The organism is Methylobacillus rhizosphaerae (assembly GCF_900187985.1).
GTDB lineage: Bacteria > Pseudomonadota > Gammaproteobacteria > Burkholderiales > Methylophilaceae > Methylobacillus > Methylobacillus rhizosphaerae.
Genome location: NZ_FZOA01000011.1, coordinates 19,287 through 36,146, shown reverse-complemented (window position 1 = coordinate 36,146; position 16,860 = coordinate 19,287). Strand labels below are relative to the sequence as shown.

Below are 16,860 nucleotides of genomic sequence, written 5' to 3'. Positions count from 1 at the left end.
ATTCTTCGGTGTAACGTTGTTGCTTGCTCATGATGTCTCCTCAACTTGCATAGTTTGAGGCTCTTGAGCTGTCTAGGAAAGTGGGGGCGATTCAGACATCCGTGCGCTGATTAAGAAGCGATACTGCGGGTTGTATGTCCACAAGGTGCTGTAGGTATAACCCGACATATAAGGGTGCAGTTTCCAGAACTAAGCTCATTGGCTGTGACCATTTCAGGGCGACCCACCCGCCTAGTTGGCGGAGCACCTTCAGAAAGAGGTCTCGTAGCATGGCCTACTATTTGGCTGAGGAGCGCTTGTCCCTAGTTTCTAGGATGAAGGTAGCGTCGTGTGTGCGGCGTTTACTGCTAGGCGAGCGTGGAGGGGTTCCAACTTGTAACCTTTGCGGCCCTAACTATGTGCGCTGCTGGCATGTGTCCTAAGTGCGCCGATTCCGTCTATAACTGAGAAAAGTCCGCGGATGATACGCTGAAGGTCTTGATCCTCCACGCTGCCAGGGGCCAGTCCAAGATCCTGGCGTACGACCTTGAAGACTGGCTGCAGAGCCTGCTTCTCTGACATTATGAGATTATTGTCCTCAATGTAGACCTTAAATACCGACTCGAGAATGTTTGCCGCAGCCGACACGGCGTCGCAAGGCTAGCCCTCAACCGACTCGAGTGCGCGCTCGAACTCTCATTGAATGGCGGGAATATCGCGTCCAAGGATAAGCTCGCGTAATGTTTTGCTTGGTGCCATGCCACCCGCTAGGATATGGCCGCCAACTAGGTAGCGAAGACCGTACTTAACTATGCACTCCTTGATCGGCTTGCTTCCCATGGGCGGGTCTCCTGTTGCATCGGCATACATAAAAAGACTGTCCAGGCTAGCATGGGTTTCCTGCTCAGCGCACAAGTCCGCTACCAAAGCAACTAATGGTGCAGGGATAGATTTAGACACGGTATCCACCAATCCATTATTTAAGCTACGACAATCTCATTCGGATATCGTTTAAATGCCCCGTTCCATCTCGATTCACGGCCCCTTTTCCTGCACCTATACCCGGGAGCACGGTGAGCACAAAGAGTACGATGAGTACCAGGAGGACATTGAGCACCGAAATTAATAATTTTATACTTTAAAATCAGTTGTATGTGGTATATTTTTGTGCGGAATAGCGCAAATTGGAATTGTTGAATTGATTTTTTATATGGTAATTCATATAATTTTGTCCGTTATTGAGGCTGAGTAATCTCGATCAAAACCTGCGTCTCGAATCCTTGCTGAAACGAGCCTCAAAACTCATACTTCCTGCAACGAATCAATAGGGGTGCGAAATGGTGAATCTAAAGCAAGCCGGTACCAAGCGGCTCAAAATGTCGGAGCGAGCTCAGCAACAGTTGGAGCTCCACTTTCCGAATTGGGCTCCGCAATGGCTATGGCAGCGTAAAGTGAACGATGGCTACACCACGGTACCGCGAACTATGCCGTTGGTGATGCAAGCGATTGACGATCAGTCTAAAGGGCAGCCTGCTGGACACACGCTTTTTTGCCTTTGGGCTCGCTCGCCGGATCATCCCCTCATCATTATTGAGAATCCGGCCACGTTTGCTGCGGAAGCAGGCTTTACCGGAGAGCGCGCAGTCGACACATGGCGGCGGCGCATGAAGCGCTTGGTTGAGCTCAACTTCATCGTCGCAAAAAAAGGTGCTGCTGGCGACTACACCTACGTTCTCTTGCAGAACCCTAACGTAGCAATGGAAGCGATGCGCATCGGGGGGATGGTCCAGGATGAGTTGTACGGTAGGTTCCTGACCCGGGTTACAGACATGGGTGGGTTCGGTGACATTACCGCAATTCGTGCCTTTTGGGATGCACAACGAGCAGAAATTGCTGCAAAAGCGGCTCAGCCGGCTGAGACAGGGGAATCCCTAAGTCAATCAGAGACGCCACTGTCAAAGGAGGCTGCATCATGACCTTTCCAAAGTTAGGCACTGATGCAGACAACCCTTACTGTTCCTTCAAGGACGACAGAGAGCGCAAATGGGCCCTAATATCCAGAGATGTCCGCTGGGTACTGGTGTCCGTAGTTTTTACGCTGGGCGGGATTCCCGCGGTAAAGTGGCAAGCGCTTTTGCGACTTATCGGAGGGAACTGATAGTGTTTAGCTTTTTTGGCTTTCAGAAAGCGGAAAGCCCCCTTACGGAGGCCATCACACTCTATACACTGGGTCGCGCCCTTGCGGGTTGTCTAACCAGCGCGTCATCCAAAACTCTACATAAAAGAAGACCTAAGGTCAAACATTGATGCACCCTCCAGCCCAAATTTTCGAGAAAATTGTCTCTAAACCACGTCTAGACAGTTACAAAGGCTATTGGAAGGTGGATGCTGATAAAGCTATCGGTCTATACATATGGAACGGTGAAATTTGCGCAGAGGTTTCCAAGCTATTGTGTTACTTCGAAATTTCTCTTAGGAACAGCATACATCGTGAGCTCAGCCTAAATACGACCAGACAGGTCTCCAGCAGCGCTCACTGGTGGGACACGTTGTCTCCATCATTAAAACCAACGACACGTCAGAGGGTTGCTGATGTTAGAAGTGCCGTGCCACACATGGTCCTTAGCCCCGACGAAATAGTTTCCAGACTTTCCTTCGGCTTTTGGCCTAACATACTCAGCTGGCTGGCTAAACAGAGAACGGGTCTTATGCCCAAAATCCTGCCGGCTCATCCATTGAGTGTACCAGGGGCAACCCCGAACTGGTGGCAAGCACCAGCAAGGCAACGCGCCCTTGATGAGATTTTCGAGCTGAAGGAAGTTCGCAACCGAATCGCACACCACGAACCACTATGGAAGTTCTCGGATGTCTTTGACACATCACCTCAACAGCCCACGCCGCCGAGTTTGGTTTGCCCCGCATCGAACGATGAAGCGACAACGCTTCAGCGCTTTGCGCGACTGTTGCAGGTCTATGACCAAGCGGTCTCGTCCCTTTCTCCTGACCTGCATGCCTACATTCGTGCCTCGAGCTGGCGTGCCAGGCTCGACTTCCTTCTCTCCCCGCGTGGATTGGAGCGCTACAAGAACGGTTTACATGTAGTCGAGCCAGCGGCGATTACACCTGAGGAACTTGGTGGCCAATTCGCTACCCTTGTGCAGCAAAACCGGCCTGTGCGACTCCTCGACGTAAATGGCGGCGGGATCTTCATTCCGGCCTGAATTATTCCAATGCCCACGGCCTAGGATCCGAGCCAGCACGGAGTTTTTACCGTTACCTAACGCTTGTGAGGCAATTCAATCTAGCGAGTATGGATAGATCCTGTAATAGAAAATTTCTCGGTTGTTCCATCAGAGCGATTCACCCAGAAGCATTTGGTACCGTAATCGGCAGTTCGAACGCTAAAGTAATGAATTCCACATCCAATTTTAGCGACTGAGTTTGGGTGGTGCTCTAACGCCGCTCGTAAAATTACTGCATCTTTTTCACTAACTTTGTCGCCAACATCGTATCTATGGAGCATGTCTTTTAAATATGCGACGGCATCACTCCTCTTTTCGAAGTGCATGGGACCGAGAGTAATGGGCTTGGCAAGCATATATTTTCTCCAGTGTGACGAGGCTAATAATTCTAATCGTTAAACAGCGTAAGACGTTCTCGCACTTCCCGAATGATGATAGCTGGGATACCCATGGATTCGAATTGATCTATTCGTTCGACGATCCATTCAATGGATTCTTCCTTTGTGAGGTCATCACGAGCTATTTTTTCGTACACAGCAACCGCGCTCATGCGTGATAGGCCAATCTCCATAAGGGAGAGGAGTGTAGTGGACGAAATGCCAAATTCAAGTTGAGTGCCGATATCTAAACCATCACTGATTAAATCTTCACGGCCAATTTCGCGGAGATATAAATGCAGTACGTCCATATAGGCAGAAAAATACTTTGGTGCTTTGAAGCGAGCTATCTGTTCTATAAGCTCCATCGTCCCGCGAATTAACTCAGGAAGTTTAAATGTTCTACCCACATCCTGATGCCATTGAATACTATCGCTAATCATCCTAGACAATGAGTATCCTTTTAACCACTTAAAGACAATTAGGGCATGTAGTCTAATGCGAGTTTCAGGAGTGAAGGCAAGAAATAAGTGTTTGTTGATTCTTTCCATAATTGTGACAAATCGGTCGTAGCTATCATTGCTGGCTACTTCAGCAGGCAGTAAGTTCTCAACATCACCCTTATAGTTGCGGAATGCGTCAAGAAGACGCTGGAGTCCAAGCGCACTTACTCCTGGATGTCGGGAGGCAATATCCACCCCAATGTCTATATGTGTGACCAGGATTCTTAGAGCCTCATCCAGCTTTGCAATAGACGCAGTGTCATGACGCTTTGCGATATTAGCTTTGGAGAGTGAGCCCAGCCGCATGAAAGTAGTGAGAAGATAGGCTCCAACTTGTTCAAATTTATCAGCGTCTTCAATGCTGGAAAAATCGGAACGCCCCCGCTCATAGAGGTAATTTACTATTCCGTCGCCGAGTTCCAGAACTGCATCACTTTCGCGCTTGATAGGATAACGTGAACGGCTGGGAACACCGTCAGGCCAAGCCTGTTTGTCCTCTGGGTCGATACAAATGATGTTTCCTTGGAACTCGTCTCCCCATCTACCTGCGCGCCCAGCTAGGTTCCAGAAGTCATGAGGCTCCATTGGATGGCCTTTACCTTTGCGAGGGCCACGCACAACGATCGTGCGGCATGATAAGTTAACGCCCTCGATTAGAGTTGACGTGCATACTAAGAATCGAATTTTTCCTGACCGAAAAAGGCGTTCAATTTCTAGCCTGAGTAACGATGGCATATTGCCGTAGTGAAACGCTACCCCTCGCTCAACTAGTGGTGCAAGTTGGAAGTCCTTATGCACTCCCTTCCGGGCAAGCTCTGCAAGCTGGGAGAGTTCTGAATCGTTGTTATCTAGCTTCGGTAAGAGCTGACTAATCAGATTAGCAACTTCCTCAGACTCGGCCGCTCCATTTGCGTAAACTAGCGTTCCACCTCTCTCTCCGGCGGCGGCGGCGATAAATGCGAGACGTTTTTTATACCCTACCGGCGCACTCGCAAGATGAAGAGTACCTACTTGAAGTGCCGATCCATGCTGTCTGAGAGTTAGTGACCATAGTTTTGATCGTCGCGGGACCTGTGTTGCGACAATCAAGTTTTGTATCACGGTCGATGTATCGCTATCGACAGCAATGGTCTCGACACCATGAGGTGCATCAGTAAGTAATTCTTCTGGATTTTGGGTCGCCGGGCTGATAAAAACTGCTTTTAGATTCGGATTAGCACGAGTTGCACGCTCTATTGCGTCTTGCAGAATTACTCCACGTTGGTTATCACCAATCTTGTGCGCTTCGTCAACTATAAGCAAATCGGTCGAAAATTTATTGCCAAGCACGTTGGCTAGAAGATGCAATCGCTCCTGTGTGAATATGAGAATTAATCGCTTGGTTCCGGCACGCGCCGCATTATATTTATCGGGGAGAGGAAGAGATGACACCTCGATTAAGTCAGGCTTGTCTAGGAGATTATTTAGATTGGTTTCTATTTCTGAAACTAGTGCACGAGTTGGGGCAAGATAGACTGCAACCTTAGTCTCACATGCCATAACTTGGTCAATCAACCATTGGAGTACTAGAAAAGTCTTGCCACAGGCAGTGGGCGCTGAGGCCGAAAGCCAGCCATTCTCAGCCGCATTTGTCCAAAAACGTTGCTGGAAATCATTTACTTGTAACCAAGTGCCGCTCGATTGCACCAAAATAGAACGGTCCATCTCACGTCGTTGGGCCTCAAGACGTAACGCCACGCCAAGCCGTCCGTTGAGGTCTGCTGCAAGCAGACTACGATCGATTGCTAATGCTATAGCTCGAAAGTTGGAAAGCTTACCCAAGAGAACTGCACCTGCATCTTTGACTTGCGCTTTATTCGCCAATGAAATCGCTGCAGTTGCAATCCGGAGCGCAGCTTCTTGATCGGAACGCTGATCAGATCGGGCTAGAATGCTACCTGCGAACAGTAATCTGGGCCAATCAATGGCTTCTGATGACAGTGCAGGAGTGGTCGGCTCTAGGTTGTCCAGTTCGTTGCGAACAGATAGTCGAGTGATCACATCAAGATCAGCCCGAATTCCTTCATTGAGAAGCCAAGACTGGAAATCAGATAATTCCATCACTCCTTGATCCCCATGGCTTTATGGAATGCCGCCCGAAAGCCTTCTGCAGAAGGTAGGGGGATGCAAAAGAACTCGATCTCCATTTGATCAAGTTTCTCAGCTTTAAGCCGCGCTCCGATTCTATTGCTCCAATTGGAGAGCTCTGCGCGCGCGGCTGTAATAATGTCGTCTATAATCGCTTTGGCATTGTCCTTTGGATAAAATGGTGCATCAAAGCCGACAAGGGCTACGCCGCAATATTGAACTTTTTTAGACATTACTGAAGATTTGTCAAAATAGTTTTTAAGTGCATCGGTAAGCTCAGGGTTACTTAAGTCTGCTTTGTCACTCAAAAGCACGAGATCACGCTCTCTTTCCGCTTCTTCATGTTCAGGTTCAATCAGGAAGGGTGCCAGAGAATTAAGGCAGTCGTGAATAGCTTTGCTCGCATCCTTATAAATTTTCGATTCACCCCAGTAGAGCTTAAGAATGCCCGCTGGTGTAACCCCGGCATATACGCCATCCGCCCCGTGATAATGCATCTGCGTGTCAGTCTTGAGGTCCATCTTACAAAGAATCTGCGGCAGTTTGAGGAAGCGCTCAGCAAGCAGAAACAAAAGCATTTCCCCGCCCTCACCAGATTTTGCCAGATCAGTAAAAGACTGTTTGGCTCGTTCGACTAATTCACTTACGGCCTCTGTGCTATTGAATTTAGAGTCACGTGCCTTAGCGGCTGATAACTTTGAACGAGGAATCGCATAGTCAGCTGCAGCATGTCGCATTAATTCCGCCAGTCGATGCGGTTGAATGCGGCCATTACCATCCACCGAAAGGCAATGGCAGTGAATTTTAATCAAATGGCCATCGATGACTAAATCTCTCTCTACAAGTGTAAGGTGGACCTCAAGTGCTTCTGGATCTCCAGTCAAAGCAGATGCAAGATCTGCAGCGGTGATTGTCGACAAATGTCACTCCCAAGCTCTAACAGAGCGTTAAGTTTACATATTTTAGTATGAATTGTCGGCAGTGTCTTACAATAGGAGAGTCATATATCAAAATTTGAATTAGATCTAATTTAGTAGCTAGCTCAAATATTATTGATGAATGTATGCTCAGGAATCACTTTTCTATAGTGTTTTTCAGGTTGCTGAAACCCATATATTGAAGCATGTTTTATCTGTGATAAAAATCGCCAAATCTTCGATCTAATGGGGATTGTGGTACACAGAATAAAGGGGCGATTCAACCCTAGAATTTAGATAAGCTCTCAAAGTCTGATAGATCAAGCTCGACATCAAGGGCTTTTGTATTTTCTTCTAAATGATGAACTTGGCTAGTGCCTGGAATTGGGATCATGTTTGGGCTACGTTTCAAAAGCCAGGCCAACGCGATTTGGAAAGGCGTCGCTTCGTAGCGCTTTGCAATCTCCCCAAGCACGGTGTCTTCCACTGGCAACTGCGCTTTCGCTAGAGGATACCAAGGTATAAAGGCGATGCCTTGAGCAGTGCAGTAATCCAAGACATCTTCATATTTTCGCAGGGCCATGTTGTATTGATTCTGAACAGTGGAAACCTCGAATGTTGCTTGAGCTGCTTTAATGTCTTCAACACTTACTTCACTTAACCCGATGTGATGAATCAGGCCTTCTTTCTGGAACTCTGCCACTGCATCTAATTGTTCTTGGCGGGGTACCTTTGGATCAATGCGATGTAATTGCCACAAATCGATTCGTTCAACACCCAAGCGTCTTAGGCTCATGAGTACACATTGTCTTAAATACTCTGGCCGACCCAATGGTGCCCACAGGTTATCTCCATGACGCGCCAGCCCCCCTTTGGTTGCTATCAATAAACCATCGTAAGGATAGAGTGCCTCTCGAATGAGATTCTCGCTCACATCCGGGCCATAGCTATCTGCGGTGTCAATAAAATTGATACCCAGCTCAGGTATACGTTTTAATGTCGCCAAGCATTGGGCTCGGTTGGGATGCTCGCCCCATACACCTTTTCCGGTAATGCGCATTGCCCCGAAACCGAGTCTGTTTATTTGGTGATTTCCAATCTGAAAATGCTTACTCATGATGACTCTCTTACGTTAGTTTCATTGTGCCAAGCTTAGGTCTTTTACAGGGTGACTCTCTCGGATTGGAAGGTTCAGCGCGGCAGCGAGCAGGGCTAACGCAATATCCGCTCCCCACATCCATTCATAATTCCCCGTTGAATAAAATGCGATACCTCCCAACCATGCTCCCAGGAAGCCGCCAATCTGGTGACTCAGCAATGTGAGGCCAAATAAAGTGGCTAGATAGCGTGGGCCAAATAGCTTCCCAACCAGCCCTGATGTTGGTGGTACGGTTGATAACCAGGTGAATCCCAAAGCTGCTGCAAATACATAAAAAGTCAGCTCAGTCTTTGGCGCCAGCAAATATATGGCCACAATCAGTGCACGAGATGCGTACATCCAGAAAAGAATGATCTTCATGCGATGATGTTGGCCAAGCCAACCAGCATATAAGCTGCCAAAAACATTCGATAGTCCAATAATAGCCAGCGAAGTAGCCCCCACCGAAGCTGTTAAGCCGCAAAGATTGACCTCACCAGGCAGGTGAGTCACAAGAAATGCAATATGAAAGCCGCATGTGAAAAATCCGGCATGGAGGCACCAATAGCTCCGGTCACGGAATGATATGTTGAGCTGCTGTCTGAGCGTTAGACCTTGCTGTAATGAATTCTTTTGGGTGGAAGCAGCTTTCTTCTCTCGCAGGGGAAGTGCTAAGAGAATTGCTGATAAAGACGTGGCTGCTAGGGCCCACAATGCTCCTACCCAATTGAGTGCATGTATAAGCGCTTGCGTGACAGGTGCAAAGATAAATTGCCCAAAAGAGCCGCCCGCATTGATGATGCCAGCTGCCATTGAGCGTTTCTCCGGCGATACCTTTTGCGCAGCAGCCCCGATAAGGATTGAAAAACTACCAGCGCCTGCGCCTGCAGCCATCATAACCCCCAACGCCATAGTTAAGCCAAAATCAGAAGACATGTAAGGTGTAACAGCTAAGCCAAGTGCCATCAGCATGGTACCAAGTGCAATCGCCTTAAACGATCCTACGCGGTCAGCCAAGATGCCAAAAATTGGTTGGGCTAATCCCCAGGTAAACTGACCCACTGCCATTGCAAAACTTATGCTGACGATGCCAAGGCCAGTAGCGGTATTCAATGGAGAGACAAACAGTCCCAAGGATTGGCGAATTCCCATCGTGACGGCCAGTATTGCAGCCGCGGAGAGGGTGATAGTCCAGAAAGTGCGGGTAGGGCTCATAAACTTATCTTCTTGAGGTCATGCAGCTAGCGCAGTCTTTTTATTGCTGAATAATTACAACCGAATTGGGCAACAAAAATCTGGCATCTCAGATTCAGATATCTCCAGGTTGATTTTAGCGAGGATAGTTATTGTCATCCAGCCTGGACTGAAGCGCTGGATGACGTTTGCATTAATGGGTTAGTTCAGGCCGTAATGGGCAGCAGGCTTAGCGTTGCCAAACTTTGATGACAGTTCGCGACGAGCAGCCTCCCAACTCTCCCAATCTTTACTTTCTTGCAACGGCGGAATGGTGACCAACTCACCTTGATCAAGACCGATCAAGGCCGCATCAACCAGATCTTCAGCGGTCATTGTGGTTGGGGCTTCTTTGACCTTGGCATACCCTGCCACATCCCAAAACTCAGTCGCTGTAGCACCTGGTAAAACTGTTTGTATGCGAACGCCTTTATCACCAAGGTCGCGCTGCAATGCATGTCCGAAGCTCAGTACATAAGATTTTGAGGCACTGTAAACACCATTCAATAGTTCAACCGCAATACCCACGATTGAGGCAATGTTGACAATGGTACCGCTCCCCTTTGCTGCAAACACTGGGGCAATCGCATAAGTCAAACGAGTGAGCGCAGTGATATTGAGGTCAATCATTGCTTCCATTTCATCGACGCCGCCATCCAAGATAGATGCGACAGAACCGACACCGGCATTATTTACTAGCAGCGTGATGCTTTGATCGTCGCGCAGAATGTTTTCAAGCTTTAACAAAGAAGCTTTGTCATTCAGGTCTGCAGTGATGGTGCTAACCGAACGGCCAGTTTCGGAAATCAGTCGATCTGCTAATGCTTTCAAGCGCTCGGTGTTTCGGGCTACCAAAATGAGATCATACCCACGTTTAGCCAGACGGTCTGCATAAACAGCCCCAATACCCGTCGATGCCCCTGTCACTACTGCCGTACCCTTAGTCGTAGATGTCACGTCAATTCTCCATTTGAAAAGATAATTTCAACGATTTGTTGAACTGGAAACATTTTGTATCTAAGGGCGGATATCATCAATGACATATATGCAATGATTTGAGACATTAGGCGTTTGTGACTGATTTTACGATGACACTTAGATATTAATTTTATATATTGTTGTAATATATAATTTAATTGGAGATTAAATCACTCAGGTGAAGATGAAATCCTTTTTTAGATTTTGTCACGAATCATGCTAAATATATATTTAATGCCATCGCTGTGGAGACATGCATGCATACGGTTGGATTATTAGTATTTCCGAATTTCCAGGCGCTTGGTTTAGCGGTGGGAAGCGTTTTTGAATACGCAAACATTCTCAGTGAAAGTAAGTTCTACCACTTCAGACTGGTATCTGAACATGGTGGGCCCGTGATGACCTCGCAAACCTTCTCTGTAAATACCGAACGTCTAGTAGACGCTAACTACGACACCTTGATCGTCGGAGGTGATAACGATTGCCTGTTGCCATCCACAAATCTTCTTGCATACCTTAGGGATGCCCCCAAACATATTCGTCGAGTGGCTTCAATCTGCACCGGCGCTTTCGTTCTGGCAGAGGCAGGCCTGCTGGAGGGAAAGCGCGCCACTACCCATTGGTTCCATGCTAATAGTTTCAAAAAAAACTACCCAAACGTGATACTAGATGAGGACAGAATATTTGTAGTTGATGGTCAGATATGGACTTCAGCAGGACTGACAGCCGGGATTGATTTGGCTTTGGCGATTGTTGAAAGTGATTTAGGCCCTGAAATCACCCGCCAAGTTGCGCGAAAGCTCGTTATTTATCAGCGCCGTGGAGGCGGGCAATCCCAATTCTCCACCTTGCTTGATCTTGATGCAAAGACTGACCGTGTGCAAATGGTGCTGAACTATGTCCGAGAAAATCTAAAGAATGAACTCACCATCGAGATGTTGGCAGAGGTCGCCAATTTAAGTCCCAGGCAATTTAGTCGAATTTTCACAGATGAAACTGGGATATCACCAGCCAAAGCCGTGGAACGGCTTCGTGTTGAAGCTGCGAGGCTCATGATGGATAGCGGTCACCACCCCATTGAGATTATTGCGCGGGAAACTGGCTTCGGTGACAGAGAGCGTATGCGCCAGGCATTTTTACGAGCCTTCGGACAATCACCGCAGGCTATTCAGCGTCTCAGCTTGGGTAATGCTCGCGCTGCAGTTTTATGATTAAGAAGGTGAATATTTGATGCCGAGTTGTGAGGGAAAAAATCCCAGAGGAAGGCCCAGAGGCTTTGATAAAGATCAGGCTTTGCAAATTGCCATGGAAGTTTTTATGCAAAAGGGCTACCGACAAACTTCTCTCAATGACCTTACTGAGGCTCTGCAAGTAAAAAAGCCAAGTTTGTATGCGGCGTTTGGCAACAAAGAGCAACTATTCCAAGCCGTCGTAAAGGCATATGTCGAGGGGCCTGTATCTTATGTACGTGAGTCGCTTAATCAACCTACATCCAGAGATGTGATCAAAGTTCTCCTGAAGAAATCTGTTGATCTTCTTTTCCTTCAAGTTAAACCCAATGGATGCTTGGCGATCATGAGTACAGCAGTGGCCGAGCTTGAGGATACCGAGCTAAAGGCGGGTATTATTCAAAAACTCAGACTGCAGCAGGATCTTCTGGAGGAAAGGTTCGTGGTGGCTATAGAAAATGGAGATCTTCCAGCAAAGCAAAACCCGACTACGCTGGCTTCAATGATAGCAACCTTGCATAAAGGATTATCGCTACAGGCCATAGGTGGTTCAGAAAAGAATGAGCTGATGGCAGTGGTCGATGCATTCGTTGAATTATGGCCTGGTAAATAAATTAAATTTTCTAGCTGGTAAGAAGGTAGGGGCTTTCAGGCTTTATCGGATTCTTATGAATGAAACCACTGCAGGAAGAATCTCGCCTTTGATTGCAAAAATCTCGAATTGAATTGCAAACGACAACTGGGATGAAGTGCAATATCAAACTTCACTCTGACATCACTCATTATCTGGTCTTCTGTTTTTACAGAATGTGATTTTCTCAAACTTGCCATCCATTTACTTTGCATTTTTCTGGCTCGTTATCGATTTGTTGGAATCAACTGTTGAATCCCCCGTTGGGAGTCAAGAAAACGCTGTTTGTCCTCACTAATCTGCCAGAACATTGCTGTATCTTTCCCCACCATAAATGCGTGAAGTGAAACTGCCCAGAAAAATAAAAATACCCCTAAGGCATTAAGTAGCGTGGATATAAGTAGAGGTGTTGTATCTAACTGTGCCGCATTTGTTACTAATGCAATGCCTACTATGTACAGCAATCCAGCAAACTTCCAACTATGCATATCTTTGCCAGCCATCAGCCTTGGCATACCAATCAGTCCCAATGGTGTGAGCGACAGCAAAAGTAAACGATCTGCTTTTTGCTTTGTTTGTTGAATTTGTGTTGTGTCATGCATTTCGCAACTCCTATGCTATCAAGGGGCCGATCACGCGCCGGCCATAAGTTCATCATAGAGATTTCCGAACAAAACCAAGCTCATCTGTTAACTACGCCTCCCATGCAGCACGTTATCGAGGCTGGTCCTGAACTGCATTGGTCTGATGATGGAAGGGAAGGGCACCATAGGGTTGCCACTTCCACTGATCACAATCGTTCCATATCCCAAAAGACGGCCAAGAACTGATTGATGCACCTGTATGCTTTCAATTCTTTGTAAGGGCAGTTCAATCACATAGCGTCGTATCAATCCAAATTTGGCAATCACCCGCTCATCAGTGATTATTAGAACATTGGCTCTGCACTTAAGAAACGCCAGTACCCAAAGCAGTGGGCCACCGAAAAACCAAAGTCCGAACCCAAAAAAGTAATACCAGAAATACACCCAGTGACTGACACGTGCTGAATACTGCACCTGCTCGCCCTTACGAAGCTGGGATTGTATAAATTTGCTCATGATGATTCCTCAGAACAGGCTTTGTGCATCTCCTTCAGATGATGCACAAAGCCTTGGAGTTGAGCCGATTGCCTATTGATGAGCGCGGCAGAGTCATATTAATGCTGGACTTCCCGTTAGATTTTGAATGCTCATACATCAAGACTTGCGGTTTGGATGATCCTCGTAATGGGATAAAGCCGTTTGTATGGCTCAATCGACAGATAACACGCCCCATTTGGAATCCCAACTCTTCATATCCTTGCGGTAATCCCAGCCATAATGGGGGCATACGGTGCCCCCTATACGTGGTAGTCCCTGCCAGTAGCACTTTCCATCACCGTGGGTAGAAGCAACCTCCAGGACAGTGGCCAATTGCCCTTTGATTGCGCGGGCTTTGACATAAGGTTGTTTGCGATCCCCAACTCTGCCTTTGAAATATGCAATGTCTTTAGCAATGCTGGAGTCTTTGGGAATGATGGCAACCGTCACCGCAGATGCCGCAAACATTCCGAAACCTGACCAAATTGAAACCGGAATGTATTCCTCAGCGTGGGAGCACCGTGGGTCACGGCCCTCAATGAATTGACATACTTTGGATGCGGAGATGGACTCATCTGTGTGCAAACCTGCCACCCCATAAATCACCCCTGATTCATCTTTTGCCAGTTTGTAAGCTTGCTCAATATTGGCTTGAACAATCTTTGCGTTATTGAAGCAGCCAGTCAAAAAGCCTGCGGTGAATAACACGGCTATGCACTTAAGTTGTGTCATGGATGAAATGCCTTGATGAGTTGATAGAGGTTTGATTCTAGGGAAATGTGATTTTTCCCAAGGCCTGCGAAAAGCGAAGAGGTCAGAAGTGATAATCATAAAAATGACAAAATACAATTCTACGAAATACGTAGAGAATCCACAATTGATATCTACGACGATCGTAGAATGTCAAAAGCACCTCAAACCCTTTTTGGAAAGCGATTGCGGGAAGCCCGTCTGAAAGCGTCTATTCCTCAAGATAAGCTTGGCGTTTTGATTGGAATTGATGAAATGAGTAGTAGTGCAAGGATCAGTCGGTACGAAACAGGTATCCATGCACCGCCGTTCGAGATTGCTAGGCGGTTAGCTGAGGCTCTTGGTGTACCCACAGCATATTTCTATTGTGAAGAAGAAATCCTGGCTGAGTTACTTCTTGTATTAAGCAAAAAATCGCCAAATAAACTGTACGAATTAAAGTCACAGCTCGAATAGCTCATTCGATTAGTCCCGCTCACTGTTCAGCTGATGGTCTAGCCAGCTGTTCGAAACTTCAAGGCCCTCACTTCGAGTAGGCTTGCAAGATATTCAGCCATATTCCTCGGTTCACATTCAACATCCAACGGGATATTCCGGATAATTAGGTAATGACTAAAACTTCCAATAAACAGGTAGGCGATTACAGTGCGGAGGATGTGCGTGTCCTTCGCGGTCTGGAGCCGGTGCGCAAAAGACCAGGCATGTACACCAGGACAGATTCTCCAACGCATATCGTGCAGGAGGTCCTGGATAACGCCAGTGATGAAGCGCTTGGTGGTCACGCTGATCATGTGTTGTTGACCATCTATAACGATGGCTCAGTGGAAATACAGGATAACGGTCGCGGCATTCCAGTGGACACATCTTCTGTTGAGGACAGGCCAGCCATTGAACTGATCTTCACTGAGCTCCACTCAGGCGGTAAATTCGGCGATGGGGCGTATAGCATCTCGGGTGGGCTGCACGGTGTGGGTGTTTCTGTGACTAATGCACTGTCGCTCAAGCTGGAAGCTGAAGTTAAGCGTGGTGGCCAAATCTACTACATCGCATTCAAGGATGGCGCGGTAGTAAGCCCTCTGGCAGTAAAAGGTCGCTGCAACAAAAAGGAAACCGGTACACGCGTACGTTGCTGGCCAGATCCTCAATATTTCGATAATGCAGAGGTGTCGGTCAAGACACTTGAGCATCTGGTCCGTTCCAAGGCCGTGATGCTGCCAGGCGTTGAGCTGGTCTTGCGCATAGAGCATAGTGCGCGCGAGATTGAAGCAGGGGCCGAGCAATTCACGGTCAAGAGCTGGAAATTCCCTGGCGGTATGAAGCAATACCTCGAGGAGTCTCTCGAAAACGATGCAAACGAAGATGATATCAAGCCTGTGCCTATCATCACCGGTGCTTTGTTTACGGAACAAGGCGAAGGTGGCGAATGGGCCATTGCCTTCAGGCCGGAGGCAGGTGCCAGGGGTGAATCCTATGTGAACCTCATTCCAACGCTCAATGGTGGTACACACGTGACCGGCATGCGCAATGGCGTACTGGAAGCAGTGCGCTCGTTTGCAGAACACCATGCCATGATGCCGAGCAAGATCAAGCTCTCGCATGAAGATGTCTGGAGCAATCTGCACTACTTTCTTTCGGCCAAGGTGCTGGAACCCCAGTTCCAGGGGCAGACCAAGGAGACCCTGACCAATCGTGAAACGCACAAGGTGATGACGGCGACCGTGGCTCCCATCCTGGAAGCCTGGATGAACCAGAATCCGGATTTCGGTAAGCGTATCGCTGAAATGGCCATACGCTCAGCTAATAGCCGAACCAAGGCGCTGGTGAAGGTAGAAAAGAAGAAGTCCTCGGGCATGTCCGTACTACCAGACAAGCTGACTGATTGTGAACTCAGCGGTACGATGGAAGCCGAGATATTCCTGGTAGAAGGGGATTCCGCAGGGGGTAGCGCCAAGATGGCGCGGGATCGGGAACGCCAGGCTATTCTGCCCATGAAAGGCAAAATCAAGAATACCTGGATGGATGAGACCGCGACGGTGCTGGGTGTTTCCGAAGTCCACGACATCTTTGTTGCCTTGGGGATAGAGCCGCACCGTGCCGGTCAGCCAGCAGATCTAAGTGGCCTACGCTATGGCAAGATTAATATTCTGGCTGATGCTGACGTGGATGGCTCGCATATCCAGGTGCTGGCCTTGGGGATGTTCTTGCGGCATGCGCCAGAGTTGATCGATCGTGGCCATATTCATATCGCTATACCTCCTTTGTTCAGAATTGACGTCCCAGCGCGCGGCAAGAATAAACCAGAGCAGAAAATCTATGCTTCCGATGAGCGTGAGCGCAATGCCATCATTGATCGTCTTAGCAAAGAAGGTGTTGCCTACGAAAGGCTCACCATCCAGCGATTCAAAGGCCTTGGTGAGATGAATCCAGATCAGCTTTGGGAAACTACCTTAAACCCCGACACTAGACGCCTGGCCAGGGTGGTGATGACTGAAGCTGATAAGGAAAAGACCCTGCGTATTTTTGACATGCTCATGGACAAGAATGAGTCCGAGCAGCGACGTAATTGGATGGAAGCACGCGGCCACTTGGTGGAAGCGGATATCTAAGACGAATGGATAGGCTTGTTTTCTATTAC

At 47.9% G+C, this 16,860-nt stretch carries 16 protein-coding genes; 6 read left to right on the top strand and 10 right to left on the bottom strand.

The features are described from left to right. Positions 1–390: 390 nt before the first annotated feature. Entirely contained in the window at positions 391–561 is a 171-nt protein-coding gene (locus CHB59_RS11930; protein ID WP_218816232.1) for an abortive infection family protein, read from the bottom strand. Positions 562–1,316: 755 nt separating this feature from the next. Here CHB59_RS11930 and CHB59_RS11065 point away from each other — a divergent pair. Both CHB59_RS11065 and CHB59_RS11905 read left to right on the top strand, forming a co-directional pair. Further along, the gene (locus CHB59_RS11065) at positions 1,317–1,955 is read left to right on the top strand and encodes a hypothetical protein (RefSeq protein ID WP_218816231.1); all 639 of its coding nucleotides are present in this window, start codon (positions 1,317–1,319) and stop codon (positions 1,953–1,955) included. 732 nt (positions 1,956–2,687) lie between these two features. Next, positions 2,688–3,200: a hypothetical protein gene (locus tag CHB59_RS11905; protein WP_342743081.1), complete on the top strand. Its 513-nt coding sequence runs from the start codon at positions 2,688–2,690 to the stop codon at positions 3,198–3,200. A gap of 80 nt (positions 3,201–3,280) precedes the next feature. Here the strand turns inward: CHB59_RS11905 and CHB59_RS11050 are convergent, their stop codons facing one another. The 6 genes from CHB59_RS11050 to CHB59_RS11025 form a co-directional block, all read right to left on the bottom strand. Further along, positions 3,281–3,577 carry a DCL family protein gene (locus tag CHB59_RS11050; protein WP_089376301.1) on the bottom strand — a complete coding sequence of 99 codons (297 nt, stop codon included), beginning with the start codon at positions 3,575–3,577 and terminating at the stop codon, positions 3,281–3,283. Positions 3,578–3,609: 32 nt separating this feature from the next. Further along, positions 3,610–6,201 carry a DEAD/DEAH box helicase gene (locus CHB59_RS11045; protein WP_089376300.1) on the bottom strand — a complete coding sequence of 864 codons (2,592 nt, stop codon included), beginning with the start codon at positions 6,199–6,201 and terminating at the stop codon, positions 3,610–3,612. Further along, on the bottom strand, positions 6,201–7,148 hold the full coding sequence (locus tag CHB59_RS11040) for a HamA C-terminal domain-containing protein (RefSeq protein ID WP_089376299.1): 948 nt from the start codon (positions 7,146–7,148) through the stop codon (positions 6,201–6,203). The genes CHB59_RS11045 and CHB59_RS11040 overlap by 1 nt, the downstream gene beginning before the upstream one ends. Before the next feature lie 283 nt (positions 7,149–7,431). Beyond that, positions 7,432–8,262: an aldo/keto reductase gene (locus CHB59_RS11035; protein ID WP_089376298.1), complete on the bottom strand. Its 831-nt coding sequence runs from the start codon at positions 8,260–8,262 to the stop codon at positions 7,432–7,434. A gap of 21 nt (positions 8,263–8,283) precedes the next feature. Next, positions 8,284–9,498 (bottom strand): MFS transporter, encoded by a 1,215-nt coding sequence (locus CHB59_RS11030; RefSeq protein ID WP_089376297.1) that lies wholly within the window; start codon positions 9,496–9,498, stop codon positions 8,284–8,286. A 180-nt stretch (positions 9,499–9,678) separates the two neighbouring features. Beyond that, entirely contained in the window at positions 9,679–10,473 is a 795-nt protein-coding gene (locus tag CHB59_RS11025; RefSeq protein ID WP_089376296.1) for an SDR family NAD(P)-dependent oxidoreductase, read from the bottom strand. A 278-nt stretch (positions 10,474–10,751) separates the two neighbouring features. Between CHB59_RS11025 and CHB59_RS11020 the strand changes: the two genes are divergently transcribed. Both CHB59_RS11020 and CHB59_RS11015 read left to right on the top strand, forming a co-directional pair. Next, the gene (locus tag CHB59_RS11020; protein WP_089376295.1) at positions 10,752–11,705 is read left to right on the top strand and encodes a GlxA family transcriptional regulator; all 954 of its coding nucleotides are present in this window, start codon (positions 10,752–10,754) and stop codon (positions 11,703–11,705) included. Between the two features lie 19 nt (positions 11,706–11,724). Next, complete coding sequence (locus CHB59_RS11015) at positions 11,725–12,336, top strand: TetR/AcrR family transcriptional regulator (RefSeq protein WP_089376294.1); 612 nt, start codon at positions 11,725–11,727, stop codon at positions 12,334–12,336. A 245-nt stretch (positions 12,337–12,581) separates the two neighbouring features. Here CHB59_RS11015 and CHB59_RS11010 read toward each other — a convergent pair whose 3' ends face one another. The 3 genes from CHB59_RS11010 to CHB59_RS11000 form a co-directional block, all read right to left on the bottom strand. Next, positions 12,582–12,956: a hypothetical protein gene (locus CHB59_RS11010; RefSeq protein ID WP_089376293.1), complete on the bottom strand. Its 375-nt coding sequence runs from the start codon at positions 12,954–12,956 to the stop codon at positions 12,582–12,584. Between the two features lie 87 nt (positions 12,957–13,043). Continuing rightward, positions 13,044–13,454, bottom strand: coding sequence for a PH domain-containing protein (locus tag CHB59_RS11005; protein WP_089376292.1), 411 nt, complete (start codon positions 13,452–13,454; stop codon positions 13,044–13,046). A gap of 192 nt (positions 13,455–13,646) precedes the next feature. Next, the gene (locus CHB59_RS11000; protein WP_143738723.1) at positions 13,647–14,207 is read right to left on the bottom strand and encodes a hypothetical protein; all 561 of its coding nucleotides are present in this window, start codon (positions 14,205–14,207) and stop codon (positions 13,647–13,649) included. Between the two features lie 168 nt (positions 14,208–14,375). Here CHB59_RS11000 and CHB59_RS10995 point away from each other — a divergent pair, with 168 nt between their 5' ends. Together CHB59_RS10995 and CHB59_RS10990 are read left to right on the top strand one after the other, a co-directional pair. Beyond that, entirely contained in the window at positions 14,376–14,681 is a 306-nt protein-coding gene (locus tag CHB59_RS10995; RefSeq protein WP_089376290.1) for a helix-turn-helix domain-containing protein, read from the top strand. Positions 14,682–14,833: 152 nt separating this feature from the next. Continuing rightward, positions 14,834–16,831 (top strand): DNA topoisomerase IV subunit B, encoded by a 1,998-nt coding sequence (locus CHB59_RS10990; protein WP_089376289.1) that lies wholly within the window; start codon positions 14,834–14,836, stop codon positions 16,829–16,831. The last annotated feature ends 29 nt before the right edge of the window (positions 16,832–16,860 follow it).

What these genes read in the sequence shown, in the direction of transcription:
- CHB59_RS11005 (WP_089376292.1), bottom strand. Translation starts at nt 13,454, where the DNA reads ATGAGCAAATTTATACAATCCCAGCTTCGTAAGGGCGAGCAGGTGCAG.
- CHB59_RS11065 (WP_218816231.1), top strand. Translation starts at nt 1,317, where the DNA reads ATGGTGAATCTAAAGCAAGCCGGTACCAAGCGGCTCAAAATGTCGGAG.
- CHB59_RS11020 (WP_089376295.1), top strand. Translation starts at nt 10,752, where the DNA reads ATGCATACGGTTGGATTATTAGTATTTCCGAATTTCCAGGCGCTTGGT.
- CHB59_RS10995 (WP_089376290.1), top strand. Translation starts at nt 14,376, where the DNA reads ATGTCAAAAGCACCTCAAACCCTTTTTGGAAAGCGATTGCGGGAAGCC.
- CHB59_RS11035 (WP_089376298.1), bottom strand. Translation starts at nt 8,262, where the DNA reads ATGAGTAAGCATTTTCAGATTGGAAATCACCAAATAAACAGACTCGGT.
- CHB59_RS11050 (WP_089376301.1), bottom strand. Translation starts at nt 3,577, where the DNA reads ATGCTTGCCAAGCCCATTACTCTCGGTCCCATGCACTTCGAAAAGAGG.
- CHB59_RS11000 (WP_143738723.1), bottom strand. Translation starts at nt 14,207, where the DNA reads ATGACACAACTTAAGTGCATAGCCGTGTTATTCACCGCAGGCTTTTTG.
- CHB59_RS11010 (WP_089376293.1), bottom strand. Translation starts at nt 12,956, where the DNA reads ATGCATGACACAACACAAATTCAACAAACAAAGCAAAAAGCAGATCGT.
- CHB59_RS11015 (WP_089376294.1), top strand. Translation starts at nt 11,725, where the DNA reads ATGCCGAGTTGTGAGGGAAAAAATCCCAGAGGAAGGCCCAGAGGCTTT.
- CHB59_RS11045 (WP_089376300.1), bottom strand. Translation starts at nt 6,201, where the DNA reads ATGGAATTATCTGATTTCCAGTCTTGGCTTCTCAATGAAGGAATTCGG.
- CHB59_RS11930 (WP_218816232.1), bottom strand. Translation starts at nt 561, where the DNA reads ATGTCAGAGAAGCAGGCTCTGCAGCCAGTCTTCAAGGTCGTACGCCAG.
- CHB59_RS11030 (WP_089376297.1), bottom strand. Translation starts at nt 9,498, where the DNA reads ATGAGCCCTACCCGCACTTTCTGGACTATCACCCTCTCCGCGGCTGCA.
- CHB59_RS11905 (WP_342743081.1), top strand. Translation starts at nt 2,688, where the DNA reads ATGCCCAAAATCCTGCCGGCTCATCCATTGAGTGTACCAGGGGCAACC.
- CHB59_RS10990 (WP_089376289.1), top strand. Translation starts at nt 14,834, where the DNA reads ATGACTAAAACTTCCAATAAACAGGTAGGCGATTACAGTGCGGAGGAT.